The organism is Pseudomonas anuradhapurensis, from assembly GCF_014269225.2.
Lineage (GTDB): Bacteria > Pseudomonadota > Gammaproteobacteria > Pseudomonadales > Pseudomonadaceae > Aquipseudomonas > Aquipseudomonas anuradhapurensis.
Window position 1 is genome coordinate 529,882 of sequence record NZ_CP077097.1, and the last position, 20,791, is coordinate 550,672.

16 protein-coding genes are annotated in these 20,791 nt (G+C 65.4%); all 16 read left to right on the forward strand.

The annotated features are described in order from the left end of the window. Positions 1-276: 276 nt before the first annotated feature. Entirely contained in the window at positions 277-1,833 is a 1,557-nt protein-coding gene (tssA, locus tag HU763_RS02435; protein ID WP_186690393.1) for a type VI secretion system protein TssA, read from the forward strand. Between the two features lie 33 nt (positions 1,834-1,866). Next, on the forward strand, positions 1,867-2,367 hold the full coding sequence (tssB, locus tag HU763_RS02440) for a type VI secretion system contractile sheath small subunit (RefSeq protein ID WP_170028005.1): 501 nt from the start codon (positions 1,867-1,869) through the stop codon (positions 2,365-2,367). Positions 2,368-2,394: 27 nt separating this feature from the next. Further along, positions 2,395-3,867, forward strand: coding sequence for a type VI secretion system contractile sheath large subunit (tssC, locus tag HU763_RS02445; RefSeq protein ID WP_170028006.1), 1,473 nt, complete (start codon positions 2,395-2,397; stop codon positions 3,865-3,867). 9 nt (positions 3,868-3,876) lie between these two features. After that, positions 3,877-4,293, forward strand: a complete 417-nt coding sequence (gene tssE, locus HU763_RS02450) for a type VI secretion system baseplate subunit TssE (protein ID WP_170028007.1) — start codon at positions 3,877-3,879, stop codon at positions 4,291-4,293. Between the two features lie 85 nt (positions 4,294-4,378). Then, positions 4,379-6,166, forward strand: a complete 1,788-nt coding sequence (tssF, locus tag HU763_RS02455; RefSeq protein ID WP_186690391.1) for a type VI secretion system baseplate subunit TssF — start codon at positions 4,379-4,381, stop codon at positions 6,164-6,166. After that, positions 6,130-7,137, forward strand: coding sequence for a type VI secretion system baseplate subunit TssG (gene tssG / locus HU763_RS02460; protein ID WP_170028009.1), 1,008 nt, complete (start codon positions 6,130-6,132; stop codon positions 7,135-7,137). Before tssF ends, tssG begins: the two co-directional genes overlap by 37 nt. Positions 7,138-7,143: 6 nt before the next feature. Then, positions 7,144-9,768, forward strand: a complete 2,625-nt coding sequence (gene tssH / locus HU763_RS02465) for a type VI secretion system ATPase TssH (protein WP_186690389.1) — start codon at positions 7,144-7,146, stop codon at positions 9,766-9,768. 10 nt (positions 9,769-9,778) lie between these two features. Beyond that, entirely contained in the window at positions 9,779-11,299 is a 1,521-nt protein-coding gene (locus HU763_RS02470) for a sigma 54-interacting transcriptional regulator (RefSeq protein ID WP_186690387.1), read from the forward strand. Between the two features lie 83 nt (positions 11,300-11,382). After that, the gene (locus HU763_RS02475) at positions 11,383-11,523 is read left to right on the forward strand and encodes a type VI secretion protein (RefSeq protein WP_170028012.1); all 141 of its coding nucleotides are present in this window, start codon (positions 11,383-11,385) and stop codon (positions 11,521-11,523) included. An 18-nt stretch (positions 11,524-11,541) separates the two neighbouring features. Next, positions 11,542-12,723 (forward strand): type VI secretion system-associated FHA domain protein TagH, encoded by a 1,182-nt coding sequence (tagH, locus tag HU763_RS02480; protein WP_186690385.1) that lies wholly within the window; start codon positions 11,542-11,544, stop codon positions 12,721-12,723. A 5-nt stretch (positions 12,724-12,728) separates the two neighbouring features. Continuing rightward, entirely contained in the window at positions 12,729-13,235 is a 507-nt protein-coding gene (tssJ, locus tag HU763_RS02485) for a type VI secretion system lipoprotein TssJ (RefSeq protein WP_186690384.1), read from the forward strand. Then, the gene (gene tssK, locus HU763_RS02490; protein ID WP_170028015.1) at positions 13,232-14,563 is read left to right on the forward strand and encodes a type VI secretion system baseplate subunit TssK; all 1,332 of its coding nucleotides are present in this window, start codon (positions 13,232-13,234) and stop codon (positions 14,561-14,563) included. Before tssJ ends, tssK begins: the two co-directional genes overlap by 4 nt. 2 nt (positions 14,564-14,565) lie before the next feature. Then, the gene (icmH, locus tag HU763_RS02495) at positions 14,566-15,435 is read left to right on the forward strand and encodes a type IVB secretion system protein IcmH/DotU (protein WP_186690382.1); all 870 of its coding nucleotides are present in this window, start codon (positions 14,566-14,568) and stop codon (positions 15,433-15,435) included. A 14-nt stretch (positions 15,436-15,449) separates the two neighbouring features. Beyond that, positions 15,450-18,965: a type VI secretion system membrane subunit TssM gene (tssM, locus tag HU763_RS02500; protein ID WP_186690381.1), complete on the forward strand. Its 3,516-nt coding sequence runs from the start codon at positions 15,450-15,452 to the stop codon at positions 18,963-18,965. Further along, entirely contained in the window at positions 18,965-19,693 is a 729-nt protein-coding gene (locus tag HU763_RS02505; RefSeq protein WP_170028018.1) for a PP2C family protein-serine/threonine phosphatase, read from the forward strand. The genes tssM and HU763_RS02505 overlap by 1 nt, the downstream gene beginning before the upstream one ends. Beyond that, entirely contained in the window at positions 19,690-20,769 is a 1,080-nt protein-coding gene (locus HU763_RS02510) for a serine/threonine-protein kinase (RefSeq protein ID WP_186690380.1), read from the forward strand. Before HU763_RS02505 ends, HU763_RS02510 begins: the two co-directional genes overlap by 4 nt. Positions 20,770-20,791: the final 22 nt, after the last annotated feature.

The window sequence follows — 20,791 nt, forward strand, 5'->3', positions numbered from 1 at the left end:
CAACTTTTGAACTATCCAAATTTAAAGCAGATATTGAAAGTCCAAGGTGCTGTTTCAATTACTCAGGGTAAACATTAGCGGCATCGGGGAAACCCTTAGGTATCCATTAATCTCTTGGTTTTCACCTGTATGGCTGATTGCAAATGGCTATTGGTGGCATTAGGCTATTAATGTGTTTTATTAGCCGCTCACCGGATTGTGAGCTGAGTAGAAAGAACTTTCAGGTTCAGGCATCTGAGTTGCCAGTTTCCTGCAAGTTTAAACTGAGAGAAATGGATGTCTTACGCTGCGAAACTGATTGCGCGCTATCTTGACCTGGGCAAGAGTGCCGTCTCGCCTGGTTCATTCGGCGGCCAGGACGTGCGTTTTTCCACAGAGTTCGAAGCCCTCGAAGGCGAGCTCAGCCGCGCCCAGTCGATCCATGCCAGCGGCCAGTTGGACTGGCTGAAGATCCTCGAGAACAGTGAAGCGCTGCTGCGCGACCAGTCCAAGGACCTGCGCGTGGCTTCCTGGCTCACCTGGGCGCTGTTTCAGCGCGAGTCCTATGCTGGCCTCCTGGCAGGTATCAGCCTGCTTCGCGAGCTGTGCGAGCACCATTGGGACGATATCCACCCCGCCAAGCCCCGTACCCGCGCCGCCGCCATTGGGTGGTTGGTGCCGCGCCTCGAACAAGCGCTGGGCACTGACATTGCTATCAAGGAGCAGCTGCCGCTGTTCCAGCAGATGGTCGAGCAACTCGGCGAGCTTGAGACATCGCTGTCGGCCCGGCTGGGCGATGATGCGCCGCTGCTGTTGCCGATATGCCGATCATTGAAGGGCCAAGTCCAGCGCTCGGCCAGCAACGAACCACAGCCCGGCGCGGTGGGTGCCATTGTTGCCCAGGTCAAGCAGGCGGCAACTCAGCTGTTCACCCCGGGCGAACCGGTGGAGAACGAAAAGGACGCTAGCAAGGCCTTGCGCGCCCAGCAGGAGCAAGGCCGCCAGCTGTGCATCTGGTGGCAGCGGCAGAAAGCCACCGACCTGCGTGCATTGCGCCTGAACCGCACGCTGCTGTGGCTACCCATCGAGGCGATGCCCGAGCGCAACGCCGAAAACGTCACCGCGTTGCGCGGCCTGCCTGCCGACAAGCTCAAGAGCTACAACGAGCGGTTCGAACAGGGGCACTACGCAGACCTGCTGGTGGAACTGGAGAACAGCGTGGCCAAGGCCCCGTTCTGGTTCGATGGCCAGCGCATGGTCTGGGAGTGCTGCCAGGCCCTGAACGTCGAGGCTGGCATGCGCGAGGTGGAGATGAACTTCGCCTCATTGCTGCAACGCTTGCCCGGCGTCATCGAGCTGAAGTTCCACGACGGTACGCCCTTCGCCGACCCCGAGACTCGCGCCTGGATCGCCGCCCAGGTCATGCCCCATCTGCAAACCGCTGTGGCCCAGCCCGTGGCCGAGCCAGGCATGCGCCAGGCGCCCTGGGAAGAGGCTTTGGACGCAGTGCTGCCAATCCTGCGCAAGGATGGCCTCAAGAGTGCGGTTCAGAATCTCAAGCAGCAGATGCAGGGCGCGCATGGCGGGCGTGAGCGTTTTTTCTGGCAATTGAGCCAGGCGCGTCTCTGCTACACGGCCAAGAAGTACGAGCTGGCCAAGACCCAGCTCGAAGCCCTCGACCAGCAACTGAGCCAGTCCGGCCTGGATGCCTGGGAGCCCGAGCTGTCGCTGCAGGTGCTGCACCTGCTGCACACCTGTTGCGAGCTGCTGCCGCAGAACCATGTGGTGCGCGAACGCAAGGACGAGATCTACCGCCGACTGTGCCATCTCGATCTCGAAGTCGTACTCGAATAGGCCCAAGGGCCATAACCCTCAAGGAGAAAACCAATGGCCAAAGAAGGCTCGGTAGCACCCAAGGAACGCATCAACGTCACCTTCAAACCCGCCACCGGTGGGGCTCAGGAAGAGATTGAACTGCCGTTGAAACTACTGGCGATCGGTGACTACACGCTGCGCGCCGACGATCGCAAGATCGAAGACCGCAAGCCGATCAGCATCGACAAAATGAACTTCGACGAGGTACTGGCCAAACAGGAACTGAGCATGACCCTGGCCGTGCCCAACCGCCTGCAGGAAGGCACTGAAGGTGAAGAGCTGGCGGTCAGCCTGCGCGTCAACACCATGAAGGACTTCAACCCGGCCAGCCTGGTCGAGCAGGTGCCGGAGCTCAAGAAGCTGATGGAGCTGCGTGAAGCGCTGGTCGCCCTCAAGGGCCCGCTGGGCAACGCCCCGGCGTTCCGCAAGGCCATCGAGGGCGTGCTGGCTGACAGTGAGTCGCGCGAGCGTGTGCTCGGTGAGCTTGGCCTGAACGCCCAGCCAGACGCCTGAATCCCCTAGTCAAGGAAGCTAATTGCCATGAGCACCGCCGCACAACAACAGAGCGCCGAGAACAGCGAATTCAGCATTCTCGACAGTATCATTGCCGAAACCCGCCTGACGCCGGACGACGAAGCCTACGACATTGCCAAGCGCGGCGTGTCGGCCTTCATCGAAGAGTTGCTCAAGCCGCAGAACGACGGGGAGCCGGTCAAGAAGGCGCTGGTCGATCGCATGATCGCCGAGATCGACGCCAAGCTCAGCCGCCAGATGGACGAGATCCTCCACCACCCGGACTTCCAAGCCATGGAATCGGCCTGGCGAGGCCTGCAGCTGCTGGTCGATCGCACCAACTTCCGCGAGAACATCAAGATCGAGATTCTCAACGTCTCCAAGCAGGACCTGCTGGACGACTTCGAAGACTCGCCGGAAGTGATGCAGGCCGGCCTGTACAAGCACATCTACACCGCCGAGTACGGCCAGTTCGGTGGCCAGCCGGTCGGCGCAGTCATTGCCAACTACTACCTGTCGCCGAGCTCGCCGGACGTCAAGCTGATGCAGTACGTCTCCAGCGTCGCCTGCATGGCCCACGCACCGTTCATTGCGGCCGCCGGCCCGAAATTCTTCGGCCTGGAAAGCTTCACTGGCCTGCCGGACCTCAAGGACCTGAAGGATCACTTCGAAGGGCCACAGTTCACCAAGTGGCAGAGCTTCCGTGAGTCCGAAGATGCCCGCTATATCGGCCTGACCGTACCGCGCTTCCTGCTGCGCAACCCGTACGATCCGGAAGAAAACCCGGTCAAGTCGTTCGTCTACAAGGAAACCGTGGCCAACAGTCACGAGCACTACCTGTGGGGCAACACCGCATACGCCTTCGGTACCAAACTGACCGACAGCTTCGCCAAGTTCCGCTGGTGCCCGAACATCATCGGCCCACAGAGCGGCGGCGCAGTGGAAGACCTGCCGCTGCACCACTTCGAGAGCATGGGCGAGATCGAGACCAAGATCCCGACCGAAGTGCTGGTGTCTGACCGTCGCGAATACGAGCTGGCCGAAGAGGGCTTCATCGCCCTGACCATGCGCAAGGGCAGCGACAACGCGGCGTTCTTCTCGGCCAACTCGGCACAGAAGCCGAAGTTCTTCGGCATCAGTGCCGAAGGCAAGACCGCCGAGCTGAACTACAAGCTGGGCACCCAGCTGCCGTACATGATGATCGTCAACCGCCTGGCCCACTACATCAAGGTCCTGCAGCGCGAGCAGCTGGGCTCCTGGAAGGAACGCACCGACCTGGAGCTGGAGCTGAACAAGTGGATCCGCCAGTACGTGGCCGACCAGGAGAACCCGAGCGCCGAAGTGCGTGGCCGTCGCCCCCTGCGCGCCGCCCAGGTGATCGTCAGCGATGTGGAAGGTGAGCCGGGCTGGTACCGCGTCAGCCTGAACGTGCGTCCGCACTTCAAGTACATGGGCGCCGATTTCACCCTGTCGCTGGTCGGCAAGCTGGACAAGGAGTAAGCGTCGATGATGGGTGGCTACGGAAGCCTGTTCGAACGCTTGAGCGGCGAGTCCGACCAGCGTGCCAACTGGCGGCGTGAAGACGCCGCGATGGCTTCCGTGGCTGCTCATCTGGCGAAGATGCTCAGCACCCGGGCCGGCAGCGTGCAAACGCTTGCCGACTACGGGTTGCCGGACCTCAACGACATGCGCCTGAGTCTTCATGATGCGCTCAGCCAGGCCCGTCGGGCCATCGAGCACTTCATCGAGGCCTACGAGCCGCGCCTGTCCGATGTCCGGGTGATTTCCAGGCCGCGTGGTCACGATCAGCTCAAGCTGGCTTTCAGTATCGAAGGCCAGCTTGAGGTGGACGGCATCAGGCGCTCTGTCAGTTTTGCCGCGCGCCTGGATGGCAGCGGGCAAGTCAGTGTCAGTCAAGGAGACTAACGATGTCGCGCCTCCCATAGCCCTGGATTACCCGAACCCTGCGTCACTGGCGGTACTCGAGATCTGAATTCAGGCGGAACGACGGATGTCCTTCAACTACTACTACCAAAGCGAGCTGACAGCGCTGCGCCAGCTAGGGCGGCGCTTTGCCGAGCGCAGCCCGGCGCTGGCGCCATTCCTCGGCCAGGCTGGGCGCGACCCGGACGTCGAGCGCCTGCTCGAGGGCTTTGCCTTCCTCACCGGCCGCCTTCGGCAGAAGCTTGATGACGAGCTGCCCGAGCTCACCCACTCGCTGATGCACCTGCTGTGGCCTAACTACATGCGCCCGCTACCGGCCTTCAGCATCCTCCAGTTCGACCCGCTGCGCCAGGCCGGGCCGGCCCTGCGGGTTGCGCGTGACACACCGGTGGAAGGCAAGCCGATCGATGGCGTCCGCTGCCGCTTTCGCACCTGCTACCCGACCGATGTGCTGCCCCTGCGCCTTAGCGCGCTGAACTACTCGCTCAATGGCCAGGGCGCGCTGCTGAGCTTGCGCCTGGAGATGAACTGCGACGGCAACCTCGGCGACGTGAAGCTCGCCAGGCTGCGCCTGCACCTGGCCGGCGAGCGCTACATCAGCCAGATGCTCTACCTGAGCCTGCTGCGCAGCCTGGCCGGGGTCGAGCTGATGCCGCTGGACAGCCACGGCAAGCCGATGCTCAACGTCAAGGGCGAGCCGCTGCTGCTGCGCGCGCCAGCGGCCAAGGTGCACCCAGTGGGCTTCGCCGAGGAAGAAGCGCTGGTTCCCTATCCGCTGAACACGTTCCGTGGCTACCGCTTCCTGCAGGAGTACTTCGCCTTCCAGGACAAGTTCCTGTTTGTCGACGTCAGTGGCCTGGAGGTGCTGCAGAGCCTGCCGGAGGAAACCCTCAAGCAAGTGCACGGCGTCGAGCTGCGTTTCGACATCCGCCGTGGCGAGGCCCAGCGGCTGCGCCCGACCCTGGACAACGTCAAGCTGTACTGCACGCCGATCACCAACCTGTTCAAGCATGATGCGCTGCCGATTCGCCTGGACGGCAAGCAGGACGAGTACCTGCTGCTCCCGGCAGAACTCGACCCCGAGCACTGCGGGGTGTTCTCGGTCGATGGCGTGACCGGTTGGAGCCCGGGCGGGCTGGGTTACCAGAATTACGTGCCGTTCGAATCGTTCGAACACGACGCCAGCTTCGACGTGCCGGAGAATCGCCCGCACTACAGCATCCGCCAGCGTTCCTCGCTGCTGCACGACGGCCTGGACACCTACCTGAGCTTTGGCGTGCACCAGGCCGAGTCGCACGAGACGCTGTCGATCGAGCTGACCTGCACCAACCAGAACCTGCCGCGCCGGCTCAAGCTCGGCGACATCTGCATGCTCAGCGAGGAGACGCCCGAGTTTCTCTCCTTCCGCAACATCACGCCGGTCACCGCCAGCTACGCGCCGCCGCTGAACCGCGACTTCCTGTGGAAGCTGATCAGCAACATGTCGCTGAACTACCTGTCGCTGGCCGACGTCGACGCGCTCAAGGTGATCCTCGAAACCTACGACCTGCCGCGCTACTACGACCAGCACGCGGAAAAGGTCAGCCGACGCCTGCTTGGCGGGCTCAAGTCGATCCGCCACCAGCATGTCGACCGCCTGCACCGCGGCTTGCCGCTGCGCGGTCTGCGCACCGAGCTGACCATTGATCCGGAGGGCTACATTGGCGAGGGCGACCTGTTCGTCTTCGCCTCGGTGCTCAATGAGTTCTTCGCGCTCTACGCCAGCCTCAACTCGTACCACGAGTTGCGGGTGAAAAGCACACAGGGGGAGGTGTACCAATGGACACCACGCATGGGCCTGCAACCGCTGCTGTAAGCCGGCTGAGCCGGAGCATCCGCGAGTACTCGCTGTTCCAGGCCGTGCTGCTGGTGCTGGAGCAACTACGCGAGGCCTATCCATACCTGGAGGACGAGGAACTCTATGACTTGGTGGAGTTCCAGGCCAACCCCAGCCTGGGTTTTCCCGGCAGCGACGTCGACCGCATCGAGTTCTTCCACGAGCATGGTCGGCTGCGCGCGCGCATGCGCTTCAACCTGATCGGCCTGGTCGGCTCCAGCTCGCCGTTGCCGGCGTTCTATGGCGAGCAGGCGCTGGGCGACAACGAGGATGGCAACCCCACGCGGATGTTCCTCGACCTGTTCCACCACCGCCTGCAACGCCTGTTGCTACCGATCTGGCGCAAGTACCGCTACCGCGCCAGTTTCGAGAGCGGCGCCCTGGATGGATTCTCGTCGCACCTGTTCGCCCTGATCGGTCTGGGCGGCGACCAGATACGCCATGCCAAGGAACTGAACTGGAAGCGACTGCTGCCGTACCTGGGTGTGCTCAGCCTGCGTGCCCACTCGGCAGCGCTGATCGAGGCCGTGCTGCGCTACTACTTCAAGCACGCCGACCTGGTCATCGAGCAATGCCTGGAGCGGCGCGTGGACATCCTCGAGGAACAGTGCAACCGCCTGGGCCTGGCCAATAGCCTGCTGGGCGAGGACGCCGTGCTCGGCGAGCGCGTGCGCGACCGCAGCGGCAAGTTTCGCATCCACATCACCGAACTGGACTGGCAGCGCTTTCACGAATTCCTGCCGATCGGCTTCGGCTACCAACCGCTGTGCGCGCTGACGCGCTTCACCCTGCGCGACCCACTCGACTACGACATCCGCCTGGAGCTGCGCCGCGAAGAAATCCGAGAGCTGCGTATCGGTGAACAGAATGTCTGCCACCTGGGCTGGACCAGTTGGCTGGGTCGCGAACGCGCCGATGGCGTGGTGACCCTGGGAAGCAAAATTCATTAAGGACCAATGGCCATGATCAACGTAGACCTGCAACAACTCGTCCAGGCCCTGGACGCCGACAGCCGCCGTGACCTGGAGCGTTCCGCCGAGCGCTGCGTGGCCCGTGGTGGCAGCAAGGTGCTGGTGGAGGACCTGCTGCTGGGGTTGCTCGAACGCAGCGACAGCCTGTTGCTGCGTGCCCTGCAGGATGCCGCGGTCGACTCCGGCGAGTTTCGCTCCGCGCTGCAGCCAAATGTCGAGCACAGCGCAACTCGCAACCCGGTGTTTGCGACAGAGCTGGTGCAATGGCTGCAGGATGCGTTGCTGGTCTCCAACCTCGAACTGGGCCAGAGCCAGGTCGACCAGGCCGCATTGATCCTCGGCCTGCTGCGCAACCCACTGCGCTATGCTGGCAGCCGCTACCACAAGCTGCTGGCCGGCCTGGATATCGAACGCCTCAAAGGCTACGCGCTGTCGCAATCGCCAGCTGCGCCGAAGGCTGCCGGCGCGCCCCAGGGCGAGTCGATGCTGCAGCGCTTCACCCACAACCTCACGCAGCAGGCCCGCGACGGCAAACTCGACCCGGTACTGTGCCGCGATGCGTCGATCCGGCAGATGATCGATATCCTGGCCCGGCGCCGCAAGAACAACCCGATCGTGGTCGGCGAGGCGGGCGTGGGCAAGACCGCCGTGGTCGAAGGCCTGGCTGCACGCATCGTCGCCGGCGAAGTGCCGCCGGCCCTGCAAGGCATCGACCTGCTGGCTCTGGACATGGGCCTGCTGCAGGCCGGGGCCAGCGTCAAGGGCGAGTTCGAACGACGCCTCAAGGGCGTCATCGATGAGGTCAAGGCCGCACCGCGCCCGGTCATCCTGTTCATCGACGAAGCCCATACGCTCATCGGCGCGGGCGGCACCGCCGGCGGCTCGGATGCCGCCAACCTGCTCAAGCCGGCGCTGGCACGAGGCGAACTGCGCACCATTGCCGCAACCACCTGGGCCGAATACAAGAAATACTTCGAGAAGGACCCGGCCCTTGCCCGTCGCTTCCAGCCGGTGCAACTGCATGAACCGACCGTAGCGGAGGCAGTGACCATCCTGCGTGGCCTGGCCCAACTCTACGAGAAGAGCCACGGCATCTACCTGCGCGACGACGCGGTGGTCGCCGCTGCCGAGCTGTCGGCGCGTTACCTGACCGGCCGGCAATTGCCCGACAAGGCCGTCGACGTGCTCGACACTGCCTGCGCCCGCGTGCGCATCAGCCTGGCTGCGGCGCCGGATGCCCTCGAGCGCTTGCGTGCCGAACTGGCCGAGGGGGAACGCCAGCGCAACGCCCTGCAGCGCGATGCTGTGGCGGGGCTGCCAATCGATCAGGAAGCCTTCGAGCGCCTGGAGCAGCGCCTGGCCGAAGCCCGGCAACAGGAGGCCCAACTGGCCGCGCGCTGGGCCCGTCAGCGCGAGCTGGCCGAACAGGTGCTGGAGCTGCGCCAGCAGGTCGCCAATGCCCCCATCGAGGCGCCAGCGCAAGGCGATGTGGAGGAGAACGAGGAAGCCGTGGTCGGCGAGAGCCGCGAACAGCTCCAGCAGCGCCTGGCCGAAACCCATCAAGCCTTGCTCGATGCGCAAGCCGCAGAGCGCCTGGTCAGTGCTGAAGTGTGCCCGCGCCTGGTGGCTGAGGTAATCAGCGCCTGGACGGGTGTCCCCCTGAGCCAGCTGGCACGTGAACACAATGCCAAGGTGATCAGCTTCGCCGACGACCTGCGCGCCCGCATCCGCGGCCAGGAACAGGCCGTGCACGCGCTGAACCGCGCCATGCGCGCCACGGCAGCCGGCCTGAACAAGCCCGATGCGCCGGTCGGCGTATTCCTGTTGGTCGGCCCCAGTGGCGTCGGCAAGACCGAAACCGCGCTGGCGCTGGCCGACCTCCTGTACGGCGGCGACCGCTTCATTACCACCATCAACATGTCCGAGTTCCAGGAGAAGCACACCGTCTCGCGCCTGATCGGCGCGCCGCCCGGCTACGTCGGTTATGGCGAGGGCGGCATGCTCACCGAGGCGGTGCGCCAGAAGCCCTACTCGGTGGTATTGCTGGACGAGGTGGAGAAGGCCGATCCGGACGTGCTCAACCTGTTCTACCAGATCTTCGACAAGGGCGTGGCCAATGATGGCGAAGGGCGCCAGATCGATTTTCGCAATACCCTGATCCTGATGACCTCGAACCTGGCCAGCGAGCAGATCAGCGCGCTGTGTGAAAACGGCGAGCGGCCTGATGCCGATTTGCTCGAACAGCACATCCGGCCGGTGCTTAGCCGTCACTTCAAGCCGGCGCTGCTGGCGCGCATGCGCGTGGTGCCGTACTACCCGGTGGGTGGCCCGGTGCTGCGCGAGCTGATCGAGATCAAGCTGGGGCGCCTGGGCGAGCGCCTGCAGCGTCGGCAACTGGCGTTCAGCCACTGCCAGGCGCTGGTGGACCACCTCGCCGAGCGTTGCCGCCAGAGCGAAAGTGGCGCGCGCCTGATCGACCACCTGATCGACACTCATGTGCTACCCAAAGTGGCCGACCACCTGCTCGACGCCATGGCCACTGGCGAGGCGATCAGCCGCGTGCACGCCACCCTCGATGGGGATGCCGGCGTGATCTGCGAGTTTGCCTGAGGTGGGGGTGATGTTCACGCACGTGCCCCACCCGCTGGCCTACGCCGAATCGCTGCTGGGCACCTTCACCGAGCTGGCCCGCGCGGCGGACGACCGGTGTCTGCTGCAGGCACTGGTGCAGGCTGTGGCCGGGCTCAGCGGCTGCGCGCTGGTGCAGCTGTACCTGCTCGACTCGACCCATACCCGGCTCGGGCTGGAGGCCGCCTGGCTCGACGGGCAGTTGCTGGCACCTGATTGCGCCAGCCTGCCGGCCGACTACAACGGCGAGCAGCTGTTGCAGTTCGCCCTGTGCCAAAACCGCGTGGTGAACATCGCCGACCTCTCTGCCAGCCTGTTCGACACCTGTTTCCTGCCGAACCAGCCGACCCCCTGGCAGGCACTGCTGGCGGTGCCGTTGCTGACTGCGCAGCAGCAGGTGGTCGGCGTGTTGCTGTGCGTCAACCGCGAACGCGGCGGTTTGCAAGCCTTCGCCGACTCCCTCGGCCAGTTGGGCGGCTTTGCCATCGGCCACCTGCAACTGCTGCGCCGCCTGCGCCAGCCACTGGCACCACCGCCTGCGGCCAGCCGTGCACCGGTTGCCGCCAACCGCTACGGCCTGATCGGTCAGAGCGCGGCCATGGCCCAGACCTGCCAGATGATCAGCAAGGTCCTGCACAGCCCGTTTACCGTGCTGCTGCGCGGCGAGACAGGCACCGGCAAGGAGCTCGTGGCCCGCGCTATCCACGATTACGGCCCGCGCCGCTCCGGCGCGTTCGTGGTGCAGAACTGCGCGGCCTTCCCAGAAACCCTGCTGGAAAGCGAACTGTTCGGCTATCGCAAGGGGGCCTTCACCGGTGCCGACCGCGACCGCTCCGGGCTGTTCGACGCCGCCGATGGCGGCACCTTGCTGCTCGACGAGATCGGCGACATGCCCCTGGCCCTGCAGGCCAAGCTGCTGCGCGTGTTGCAGGAGGGCGAGATCCGCCCGCTGGGTTCCAACGTCACCCACAAGATCGACGTGCGCATCATCGCCGCCACCCACCGTGACCTGGTGCAGATGGTCAGCGACGGCCTGTTCCGCGAAGACCTCTACTACCGCCTGGCGCAGTTCCCCATCGAGCTGCCGCCGCTGCGCCAGCGCAGTGGTGACGTCATCACATTGGCCCGGCATTTCTGCGACAAGGCCTGTGCCTTCCTCCAGCGCAGCCCGGTGGGCTGGTCCCAGGCCGCCCTTGAGCACCTGGAAAACTATGCCTTCCCAGGCAATGTGCGTGAGCTCAAGGGTTTGGTGGAGCGCGCAGTGCTGCTGTGCGAGGGCGACCAACTGGAGGTGGGGCACTTCGCCTTGAGCCTGGCCGAGCCAGCGCCGCAGGACTGCGAGCTGAACCTGCGCGAGCGCCTGGAGAAGGTCGAGCGCAGCCTGCTGCTCGACTGCCTGCGCAAGCACGACGGCAACCAGACCCTGGCGGCCCGCGAACTCGGCCTGCCACGGCGAACCCTGCTGTACCGGCTGGGGCGCCTGAACATCCAGATCGGCGAATGCGAGGGCTGACCGGCATGACCCCGACACTTACCCATTCCAACCCAGGCTCGCCCCTGGCGGCGCATGCCTCATTCGAACATGGAGTCGTTTCAATGCCTCACCGTCACTGGCGGGCCACGTTGCTGGCCCTGGTTACCGCTTTCACCCTGGCAGGGTGTGCTGGCAACTACAAGTTCGACGACGACAGCTACCGCCCCCTGGGAGATCCCCAGGCCCTCAACCGTGACAACTGAGCACAAGGAGCCCTGACCATGGAACTGGTTTTCGAACTGCTCGACAAACGCCAGCACGGCCGCACCGACGCGCCAAGCAAAACCTTTGGCCGCGCCGGTGGCGATATCGGCCGGGCCAGGGATTGCCACTGGTGCATCGAGGACGACAAGCGCCACCTGTCCAGCCACCATGCCCAGGTGTCCTTCGATAACGGCACATTCTTCCTCACAGATATCAGCAGCAACGGTATTCGCCTGGCCAGCAGCGGTGCGCAGTTGCGCAAGGGCGAGGCCTACCGGATCGAGCAGGGCGCGGTGTACCGCATGGGCGATGTCGAGGTGCGCGCGCGCCTGATCGATCCCGAGCCCGGCCTGGACGTCGGCCTGGGTATGCCGGGGGCCAACATCATCCCCGACGATGCGTTCCTCGAACTCGACCCGATCAGCGCACTGGACAAGGAAGAAACCCGCCTGCAGCCCATCGACGAGCTGGTGGCCATGGCCATGCCGGAGGCGCCGGCCCGTCAGCGCGCCGACTATGCGCCAATCGACCAGGAGAACCTGATCGTACCGACCCTGGTGCCCGCCCCGGCGCCAGAGCCGGTGGCCGTGCCGGCGCCGCGCGAGGCACGTGGCGACGCCTTCTGGAGGCGCTTCGGCGCGGCCCTGGGCGTGGCCCTCGACGAGCTCGACGAGCAGGCCCGCGAGGACTTGGCGGTGCAGGCTGCCGCGCTGCTGCGCCAGAGCGTCGCGGGGCTGCAGCAGAGCCTGCGCACCCGCAGCGAGCTGAAGAACGAGTTGCGCCTGGCGCTGACTACGCCGCAGGGCGCCAGCCGCAACCCGATCAAGGCTTCGCCGGATGCCGACCAGGCGCTGGACGAGCTGCTCAAGCCACGGCGCGGCGGCCAGTTGGCCGGTGAACACGCCGTGGCCCAGGCCTTCCGTGACCTGCAGGCGCACCAGGTGGCCATGCTCGGCGCCAGCCGCCAGGCCCTGCGCAGCACCTTGGAGCATTTTGCCCCGGAGCAACTGACCCTGCAGTTCGAACGCCAGGGCCGCAAGGGGCCGTTCAGCAGCCGCTGGAAATCCTACGTGCGCTATCACCAGGCCCTGATGGCCAACGAGGACTGGAGCGAGCGCCTGCTGGTCAAGGATTTCGCCCGAACCTACGAAGAGCAGGTGCGCCTGATCGCTTCCCTTCATCACGACCCGCAAGGATGACTTCCATGATTCGCATCACTCGCATGGTGTTCAGGGCGACCTGGGCCTTGGCCGCCCTGTCCTGGCTGGCCGGCTGCAGTGCCCTGTCACCGTACTCGCACCTGACCAAGCTGGATCTGACGCTCACTGCCACCGACCAGCTCAACCTCGACATCAACGGCCGGCCGTCACCGGTGGTGGTACGGCTGTTCGAACTCAAGCATCCGGTGGCTTTCGAGAGCAGCGACTTCTTCAGCCTGTACCAGCGCCCCAAGGAAACCCTGTCCCAGGACATGGTGGCCAGCGAGGAGCATGAGCTGCGTCCGGGCGAGACCCTGGCCCTCAAGTTGAGCATCGACCCTGACAGCCGCTTCGTCGGCATCCTGGCCGCCTACCGCGACCTCGACCAGGCGCATTGGCGCCGGGTGCAGGCGATCCGCGCTGGCGAGCGCGTGGTTGTCAACCTCTACCTGGACCAGGCGGGTATCCATAATGGCGTGCCATCCGTGGCACAAGCGGGTGAGCGCCCATGAACGTGCACAAGGTAGTCTGGCAGGAGGGGATGCTGCTGCGTCCTCAGCACTTCCAGCACAACGACCGCTACTACGACAGCCAGATGAAGACCCGTACCCAGCTGCTGGGCACCTATACCTGGGGCTTCATCAACCTCGAGATCGACCTGCAGTTCCTCAACATGGGCAAGCTGGTGATCAGCCGCGCCGCTGGCATCCTGCCCGACGGCAGCCTGTTCGAGCTCGACGGCAGCAGCGAGCCACTGGCCCTGGACGTGCCGCCCAACACCGGCGCGACGCCGATCTTCATGGCCCTGCCGCTGGTTACTGGCAACCACATTGAGGCGCGCCGCCCCGAGCAATCCGACGTGCTGACCCGCTACACCACCTACGAGGTGGAGGTATCCGACTCCAACGCCGGTGACGACAACAGTAGCCAGATCAATTGCGCACGCCCTGACTTCCGCCTGCTGCTGGGTGAGCAACAGACCGACCAGGCCTACGTCAAGCTGAAGGTCTGCGAGATCCTCGATACCTCGCCAGACGGGGTCATCAGCCTCGATCCGGAATTCGTGCCGACGTTCATCCGCACCCACTCATCGGTATACCTGCTGTCGTGCCTGAAGGAAGTCATCAGCATGCTGGCACTGCGCGGCGACACCCTGGCCGAGCGTATCCGCTCCAACGGCAAGGTCGGCGGCGCCGAAGTCGGTGACTTCATGATGCTACAACTGATCAACCGCACCGAGCTGCTGTTGCGCCATTACCTGAACCTGGAGCAGGTGCACCCCGAGGAGCTGTACCGCACCTTCCTGGTCATGCTTGGCGACCTGGCGACCTTTTCCAGTGACACCAAGCGCCCGCGCCTGGATGCGCGCTACCAGCACAGCGACCAGGGGGCGAGCTTCCGCAAGCTGATGGAGTCGATCCGCCAGGTGCTGTCGATGGTGCTCGAGCAGCACGCCATCGAGCTTGAACTGCAGCAGCGCCAGTACGGCATCCTGGTGTCGCCGTTGCACGACCCGGGCCTGCTCACCACCGCCTCGTTCGTGCTGGCCGCCAGCGCCAACTGCGAGTCCGAAGCGCTGCGCCAGCGCCTGCCGTCGCACCTGAAGGTCGGCCCGGTGGAGCGCATCCGCCAGCTGGTCAACCTGCACCTGCCGGGGCTCAAGGTCAAACCGCTGCCGGTGGCGCCGCGGCAGATCCCGTTCCACGCCAACAAGACCTACTTCATCGTCGAACTCGACGCTGCGGACCGCGCCAAGATGGACGGTTCTGGTGGCTTCGCGTTCCACGTCACCAGTGAGTTCTCCGATCTCGAACTGAAATTCTGGGCCATCAGGAACTGAGCATGAGCAAGGACATGGAACACCCGCAGGACGACAAGACCGTCCTGTACAACCAGGATGGCTCGGCACCGGAAGGGCAGGCGCTGACCGCCCTGGGCAGCACGGCGCGAGCCGAGCCGCTGGAACAGCGCATGGTCTATTCGGCGCGCCTGCCTGCCAGCGGCAGCTTCAACGTCGGCCTCAACCCGTTGGTGGCCGCCGCCGGCGAGCTGCTCTCGGAGGTGGTGCGGCTCAAGCACAGCGACACCGCGGAAGACCTGGCCAGCCTCAAGGAACGCTTGAGCGCCTGCATACGTGCGTTCGAGGCACGGACCCACTACGAGGGCGTGGAGAACGGCCAGGTCACGGTGGCCCGCTACCTGCTGTGCACCGTGGTCGACGAGGCGGTGGTCACCACGCCATGGGGCAACGAGAGCCAGTGGTCGCAGATGAGCCTGCTCAGCGCCTTCCACAACGAGACCTTCGGTGGCGAGAAGTTCTTCGCGTTGCTCGACCGCATGTCCAAGAACCCGATCAAGCACCTGGCGATGCTCGAACTGATGTACCTGTGCCTGTCCCTGGGCTTCGAGGGCAAGTACCGGGTCATCGATCGCGGCATGTCCGAACTCGAAGGCATCCGCGACGCGCTGTACCGGCAGATCCGCCAGCTGCGTGGCGACGTGCCGCGCGAGCTGTCGCCGCGCTGGGAAGGGTTGGACCGGCAGCGCAACAGCCCGGTGCGCATCGTGCCGTGGTGGAGCGTGGCGCTGTTCACCCTGGTATCCCTGGTGGTGATGTATTCCGGTTTTGCCTGGGTGCTGGGTGAGCAGCGCACGGCCGTCCTGCAACCCTTCCAGACGCTCGAGCAGACAGCGCCCCAGCCGCGGTCGTGACACAAGGACTTGTGATGAAGATTTTTTTCAAGAAAGTGGGCGCCTTCCTCGCCCGGACCTGGGTCTGGAGCCTGTTGCTGGTGCTCGCCCTGGCCCTGCTGGTGTGGTTCGCCGGGCCGTTGCTGGCGGTGGCCGACAACAAGTTCTGGGAAGACGCTGCCGCGCGGCTGCTGACCATCAGCGTACTGTTCCTGGTGTGGGGCCTGTGGATGGTGTTTGCCAGCTGGCGCGCCAACCAGCGCAAGCAGGAGCAGCTCGAGAGCGAGGGCGGTCGCGAACGCCTGGAGCGTGAAGAGCGCATGGACGAGGAGGGCAAGGAGATCAAGGCCCGTTTCAAGCATGCCTTGTCCACCCTCAAGCACTCGAGCCTGTACGGCGGGCGCAGCGAGCGCTGGCGCCGCGACTTGCCCTGGTACCTGGTTCTCGGCCCGCAGGGCGCGGGCAAGACCAGCCTGATCGACCACTCGGGCCTGGAATTCCCGATCAACGCCCTGGAGCGCAAGCTTGCGCGTGATCCCTCCAGCGGCGACTTCTGCGATTTCTATTTCGCCGAACAGGCCGTGCTGGTGGATACCGCCGGGCGTTTCCTCAACCAGGCCGACAGCGAAGTCGACGGCCATGCCTGGCGCGTGCTGCTCGACCAGTTACGCCTGCGCCGGCGTAACCGCCCGCTCAACGGTGTGGTGGTCACAGTGCCGCTGGACACCCTGCTTGGTGGTGAAGCGGCAGTGAACGAGCTGGCGCAGAAGGTCCGTTCACGCCTGCAGGAGCTGCGCCTGCGCCTGCATGTCGAGGTGCCGGTGTACCTGGTGCTGAGCAAGACCGACCGCCTGCAAGGCTTCGACGCCTTCTTCGACCAGCAGTCGCGTGAAGAGAACGAGCAGGTATTCGGCATTACCTTCGGCAAGGGCCAGAACGGCGCCGACACCGAGCTGTTGGCCAAGGAATTCCAGGGCCTGCTGCAACGCCTGGGTGACCAGGTCACCCAGCGTATGCACCACGAGCGCAACACTCAGCGCCGCGCGCGGATCCTCGACTTCCCGCACCAGCTGGGGCGTATCGGCGATCAGCTGTGCCTGTTCGTCGACGCCGCCTTCACCGGCAACCGCTACCAGCGCGCCAGCCAGTTGCGCGGCTTCTACCTCACCAGCGCGCCGCACCAGGCGCCAAGGGTCGACAGCGACAACGGCTACCACCCCGGCACGGCCGGCCGCGCCGCGCCCCAGGGGCGCTCGCGGTTCATCCTGCAGCTGTTCAGCCGGGTGATTTTCCCCGAGTACGACCTGGCCGGGCTCGACCAGCGCGAACGCCGCCGCATCCACTGGGGCCAGCGGGCTGTCTATCTCGGTGCGCTGGGTGCACTGGCGCTGTTCGGCGTGCTCTGGGCCGGCAGCTTCTCCGGCAACCACGAGCGCCTGGAGCAGGTGCGCGACCTGGGCCGCCAGTGGCAGCGCCAGCACACCGGCCTGGAAGCCCGCGACGATGCGCTGGCCGCGCTCAAGCCCCTGGATAGCGCCTGGCAGGCCACGCGGGTGTTTCCGGCCAGTGGCGATGTCTCCTGGTTGCAGCGCGGTGGCCTGTACCAGGGCGCCCCGGCCAATGAAGTACTGCAGCCTGCCTATCAGCGTGAACTGGAAACCGTCCTGCTGCCACGGGTAGCGCAGATGGTTGAAGGGCAGATCCGCAGCAACCTGAAGAACCGCGAGCGCCTGCTCAACAGCCTGCGCGCCTACCTGATGCTGGGCCTGCCCGAGCGCCGCGACCAGGCCTGGCTCAAGGACTGGGTGGCGGCCGGCTGGTCGCAGCGCTACAACGGCAACACCGCCGCGCAGGAAGGGTTGAACGCGCACTTCGAGCGCCTGCTGAACCAGTCATTCAGCTACCCGCTCAACGACACCCTGGTAGCCCAGGCGCGCCAGGTGCTGCGCGCCGAGTCCCTGGCCAGCGTGGTCTATCGTGTGCTGCGCGAGCAGGCACGCAGCTTGCCGGAGTACCGCCTGAGCCAGCAGCTCGGACCGCAGGCCAGCCAGTTCGTCGGCATCGACTACCCGATCCCCGGCTTCTACACCTCGCAGGGCTACCAGCAGTACTTTTCCGTGCAGGGCACCAACCTGGTCAACGATATCCTGCGCGACAACTGGGTGTTGGGCGAGGGCCGCGGCATCAGCGACATGGATATGCGCCGGCTGATGGTCGAACTGGAGCAGTTGTATTTCCGTGACTATGCCAATTACTGGGGCGAGGCCATCAACCAGGTCGGGCTTATTCCGTTCAGCGATGCCGGTGAAGGCGCCGACCAGCTATCGGCGCTTACCGCCGCCAACTCGCCGCTGCTGCTGTTGCTCACCGAGGTGCGCGAGAACACTCGCTTCCCGGTACTGGCCGAGGCCGCAGACGAGGGCAACCCGGCCGTCGAGGCCGCCGCTACCAAGAAACTCGGCAAGGGTGGTGCGGCGGTTGCTGGCGCCGTGGCCGACAAGGCCCGCGACGCCCTCGCCAGGAAACCGCTGCCGGACACCGCACGCATGGCCCTGCAGCGGCGCTTCGAACCCCTGCACCGGCTGCTCGACGACAACAATGGCCCCGGCCCCGACCTGGCGCCGACCCTGCAGGCGCTGAACGACCTGCAACAGCAACTGGCCAGCCTGGCCCGTTCCAACCAGGCCGAGGAAGCCTCGTACCAGATGGCCAAGGCCCGCATGGCCGGGCAACGTGATGCCCTGAGCAGCCTGCGCAACGGCACCGTGCGCCTGCCGCGTCCGGTGGCCGGCTGGTTCAACCTGCTGTCCGACGACATCTGGCGCATGGTGCTCAACGACACCTACACCTACCTGAACCAGCGCTACCAGAACGAGCTGTACAGCTTCTACGGCCGCGCCATCGAGTCGCGCTACCCGTTCAACGCGCATGGCACCAGCGACGTGGCGATCAGCGATTTCCGCGACTTCTTCAAGGCCCAGGGGGTGGCGGACCGCTTCTTCGACACCTACATGCGTCCTTTCGTCAGCGGTGAACCGGGCAGCTACCGCCTGCGCAGCCTGGACGGCCAGAGCCTGCCGATGACCAAGGCATTCCTCGACCAGATGAGCGCTGCCCAGGTCATCCGCCAGAGCTTCTTCGCGCAGAACCCCGACGAGCCACAGGTGCAGTTCAAGCTTGAGCCGTACACCCTTGACCCATCGGTGAGCCGCGCAGAGTTCCGCTTCGGCGATTCGGTGATCGACTATCGCCATGGCCCGATCGTTTCCACCAGCCTGAAGTGGCCGACCGATGCCCAGGACGGTAACAGCAGCCTGACCCTGGAGCAGCTCAACGGCCGTCCGATGGCGCTGGAAAAGAATGGTGGGCCATGGTCGCTGTTCCGCCTGCTCGACCTGATGCAGGCCGAGTATCTCAAGGGCCGCGACACCATGGTGCTCAAGGCCAATGTCGGCGGCATGCGTGCCAACTACCTGCTGACCAGCCAGCGCGCGCCGAACCCGTTCGACATGAGCGTGCTGCGCGGCTTCCGCCTGCCAGGGGAGCTGTGATGCTGCCAGCCACCCCCTGGCGCAGCGCTGCGCGCACCGACCCGGGCAAGGTCCGGGCGCGCAACGAGGACGCCTTTCTCGACTGCCCGCAGCATGGCCTGTGGGCGGTCGCCGACGGCATGGGCGGGCATCAGGCCGGCGATCTCGCCAGCCAGATGATCGTCGAGAGCCTGGCCGAACTGCCGGCCGGCAGCAGCTTCGACGAACGCGTGGTCGCCGTGCGCCAGTGCTTGCATTGGATCAACCGGCGGCTAGGCCAGGAACTGACGGTGAGTGTCGAGGGCAAGGCCCGTATTGTCGGCAGCACCGTGGTCACCCTGCTGCTCGAAGGCCGCCGCGGCGCCTGCGTGTGGGCCGGCGACAGCCGCTGCTACCTCTGGCGCGGCCAGCGCCTGTACCAGCTGACCCGCGATCACTCGCTGCAGCAGCAATTGATCGACCAGCAGCGGATGAGCGCCGAGCAGGCCCGCGTGCACCCTTCGGCCCGGGCCCTGACCCGTGCCGTCGGCGCCAGCGCCAGCCTGACCCTGGAGGTACTGGAGTTCGAAGCTCAGCCGCGCGATGTATTCCTGTTGTGCAGCGATGGCCTCTACGACGGCCTGGAAAGTGGCGGCCTGGGCCACGCCCTGGACCTCGCCTCGCCCGGCGAGGCCCTGCAACGCCTGTTCGACACCGCCTTGCGCGGTGCAGCCAAAGACAACCTGACTGCAGTGGTGATCCACCGATGAACCTTGGCAGCGGCGACGCACTCGATGTGCTCGATGCCCTTGAGCGGGGCAGCGAGCCGACCTATTTCGCTTTCACCCAGGCCAGCGAGCCCGAGCCCGAGCCCGAGCGCAGTGGCAAGGCGCGGCGCAAACGGCGTGGCAAAGGGCGCGCGCAAGCTGCCACGCAGCCGCCGACAACGGCTACGCCGTTACCGCCGATTCCCGGCGTGCTGGCCGGGCGCTATCGCCTCGAGCGGCTGCTCGGCGCTGGCGGCATGGGCCTGGTGTACCGGGCCCGTGACCTGCTGCAGGAGCGTTTCGGTGATCCTCAGCCGCTACTGGCGGTGAAGCTGATGAGCGACCAGCTGGCCACGGCACCCGATGCCAATGCCCTGTTGTTCAACGAGTACGCCCTGACCAGCAGCCTGCGCCACCCTAACCTGGTGCGGCTGCAAGGCTTCGCCGTCGACCCGCAGAGCGAGCGCGGTTTCATCACCATGGAACTGATGCAGGGCGCGTCGTTGGACCGTCTGCTGTGCGACCAGCCACTGGGGCTGGGCTGGGCGCAGGTGCGCGAGATTGCCGTGCCGCTGCTCGACGCCCTGGCCTGCGTGCATGGCCAGGGGGTGGTGCACGGTGACCTCAAGCCCAGCAACGTAATGCTCAGCGACGATGGCCTGCGCCTGTTCGATTTCGGTCTGGGCATGGCCCTGGACGGACCACTGGCGGGGCTGCCGCACCTGAGCCATGGGCGGTTCGAGGCCTGGACCCCGGCCTACGCTGCGCCCGAGCTGTTCGAGGGTGGCACGCCCAGCAGTGCAAGCGACCTCTATGCGGTGGCTTGCGTGCTGTATGAGCTGGTCACCGGGCGCCACCCGTTCGAACGGCTGCCGTCGCTGAAGGCGCGCAACCAAGGCATGCAGTTGCCGGCCAAAGCGCCGCCCGGCATGCCGGGCAAGGCCTGGACAGCCCTGCGCGCGGCGCTGGCCTTCAACCCCGAGCAACGCAGCATTGGCGCCGCGCAACTGCGTGATGCCTTCGCCGTGCAGGGGTTCTGGTCAAGCTGGCGCCGGCGAAAGCCGGCGTCCGCAACCTGAGATGACTCATGCCGTGAGCTAC

Bases quoted from the DNA above. Each gene is read 5' to 3' on its own strand.
- tssA (WP_186690393.1), top strand. From the start codon at position 277: ATGTCTTACGCTGCGAAACTGATTGCGCGCTATCTTGACCTGGGCAAG.
- tssB (WP_170028005.1), top strand. From the start codon at position 1,867: ATGGCCAAAGAAGGCTCGGTAGCACCCAAGGAACGCATCAACGTCACC.
- tssC (WP_170028006.1), top strand. From the start codon at position 2,395: ATGAGCACCGCCGCACAACAACAGAGCGCCGAGAACAGCGAATTCAGC.
- tssE (WP_170028007.1), top strand. From the start codon at position 3,877: ATGGGTGGCTACGGAAGCCTGTTCGAACGCTTGAGCGGCGAGTCCGAC.
- tssF (WP_186690391.1), top strand. From the start codon at position 4,379: ATGTCCTTCAACTACTACTACCAAAGCGAGCTGACAGCGCTGCGCCAG.
- tssG (WP_170028009.1), top strand. From the start codon at position 6,130: ATGGACACCACGCATGGGCCTGCAACCGCTGCTGTAAGCCGGCTGAGC.
- tssH (WP_186690389.1), top strand. From the start codon at position 7,144: ATGGCCATGATCAACGTAGACCTGCAACAACTCGTCCAGGCCCTGGAC.
- HU763_RS02470 (WP_186690387.1), top strand. From the start codon at position 9,779: ATGTTCACGCACGTGCCCCACCCGCTGGCCTACGCCGAATCGCTGCTG.
- HU763_RS02475 (WP_170028012.1), top strand. From the start codon at position 11,383: ATGCCTCACCGTCACTGGCGGGCCACGTTGCTGGCCCTGGTTACCGCT.
- tagH (WP_186690385.1), top strand. From the start codon at position 11,542: ATGGAACTGGTTTTCGAACTGCTCGACAAACGCCAGCACGGCCGCACC.
- tssJ (WP_186690384.1), top strand. From the start codon at position 12,729: ATGATTCGCATCACTCGCATGGTGTTCAGGGCGACCTGGGCCTTGGCC.
- tssK (WP_170028015.1), top strand. From the start codon at position 13,232: ATGAACGTGCACAAGGTAGTCTGGCAGGAGGGGATGCTGCTGCGTCCT.
- icmH (WP_186690382.1), top strand. From the start codon at position 14,566: ATGAGCAAGGACATGGAACACCCGCAGGACGACAAGACCGTCCTGTAC.
- tssM (WP_186690381.1), top strand. From the start codon at position 15,450: ATGAAGATTTTTTTCAAGAAAGTGGGCGCCTTCCTCGCCCGGACCTGG.
- HU763_RS02505 (WP_170028018.1), top strand. From the start codon at position 18,965: ATGCTGCCAGCCACCCCCTGGCGCAGCGCTGCGCGCACCGACCCGGGC.
- HU763_RS02510 (WP_186690380.1), top strand. From the start codon at position 19,690: ATGAACCTTGGCAGCGGCGACGCACTCGATGTGCTCGATGCCCTTGAG.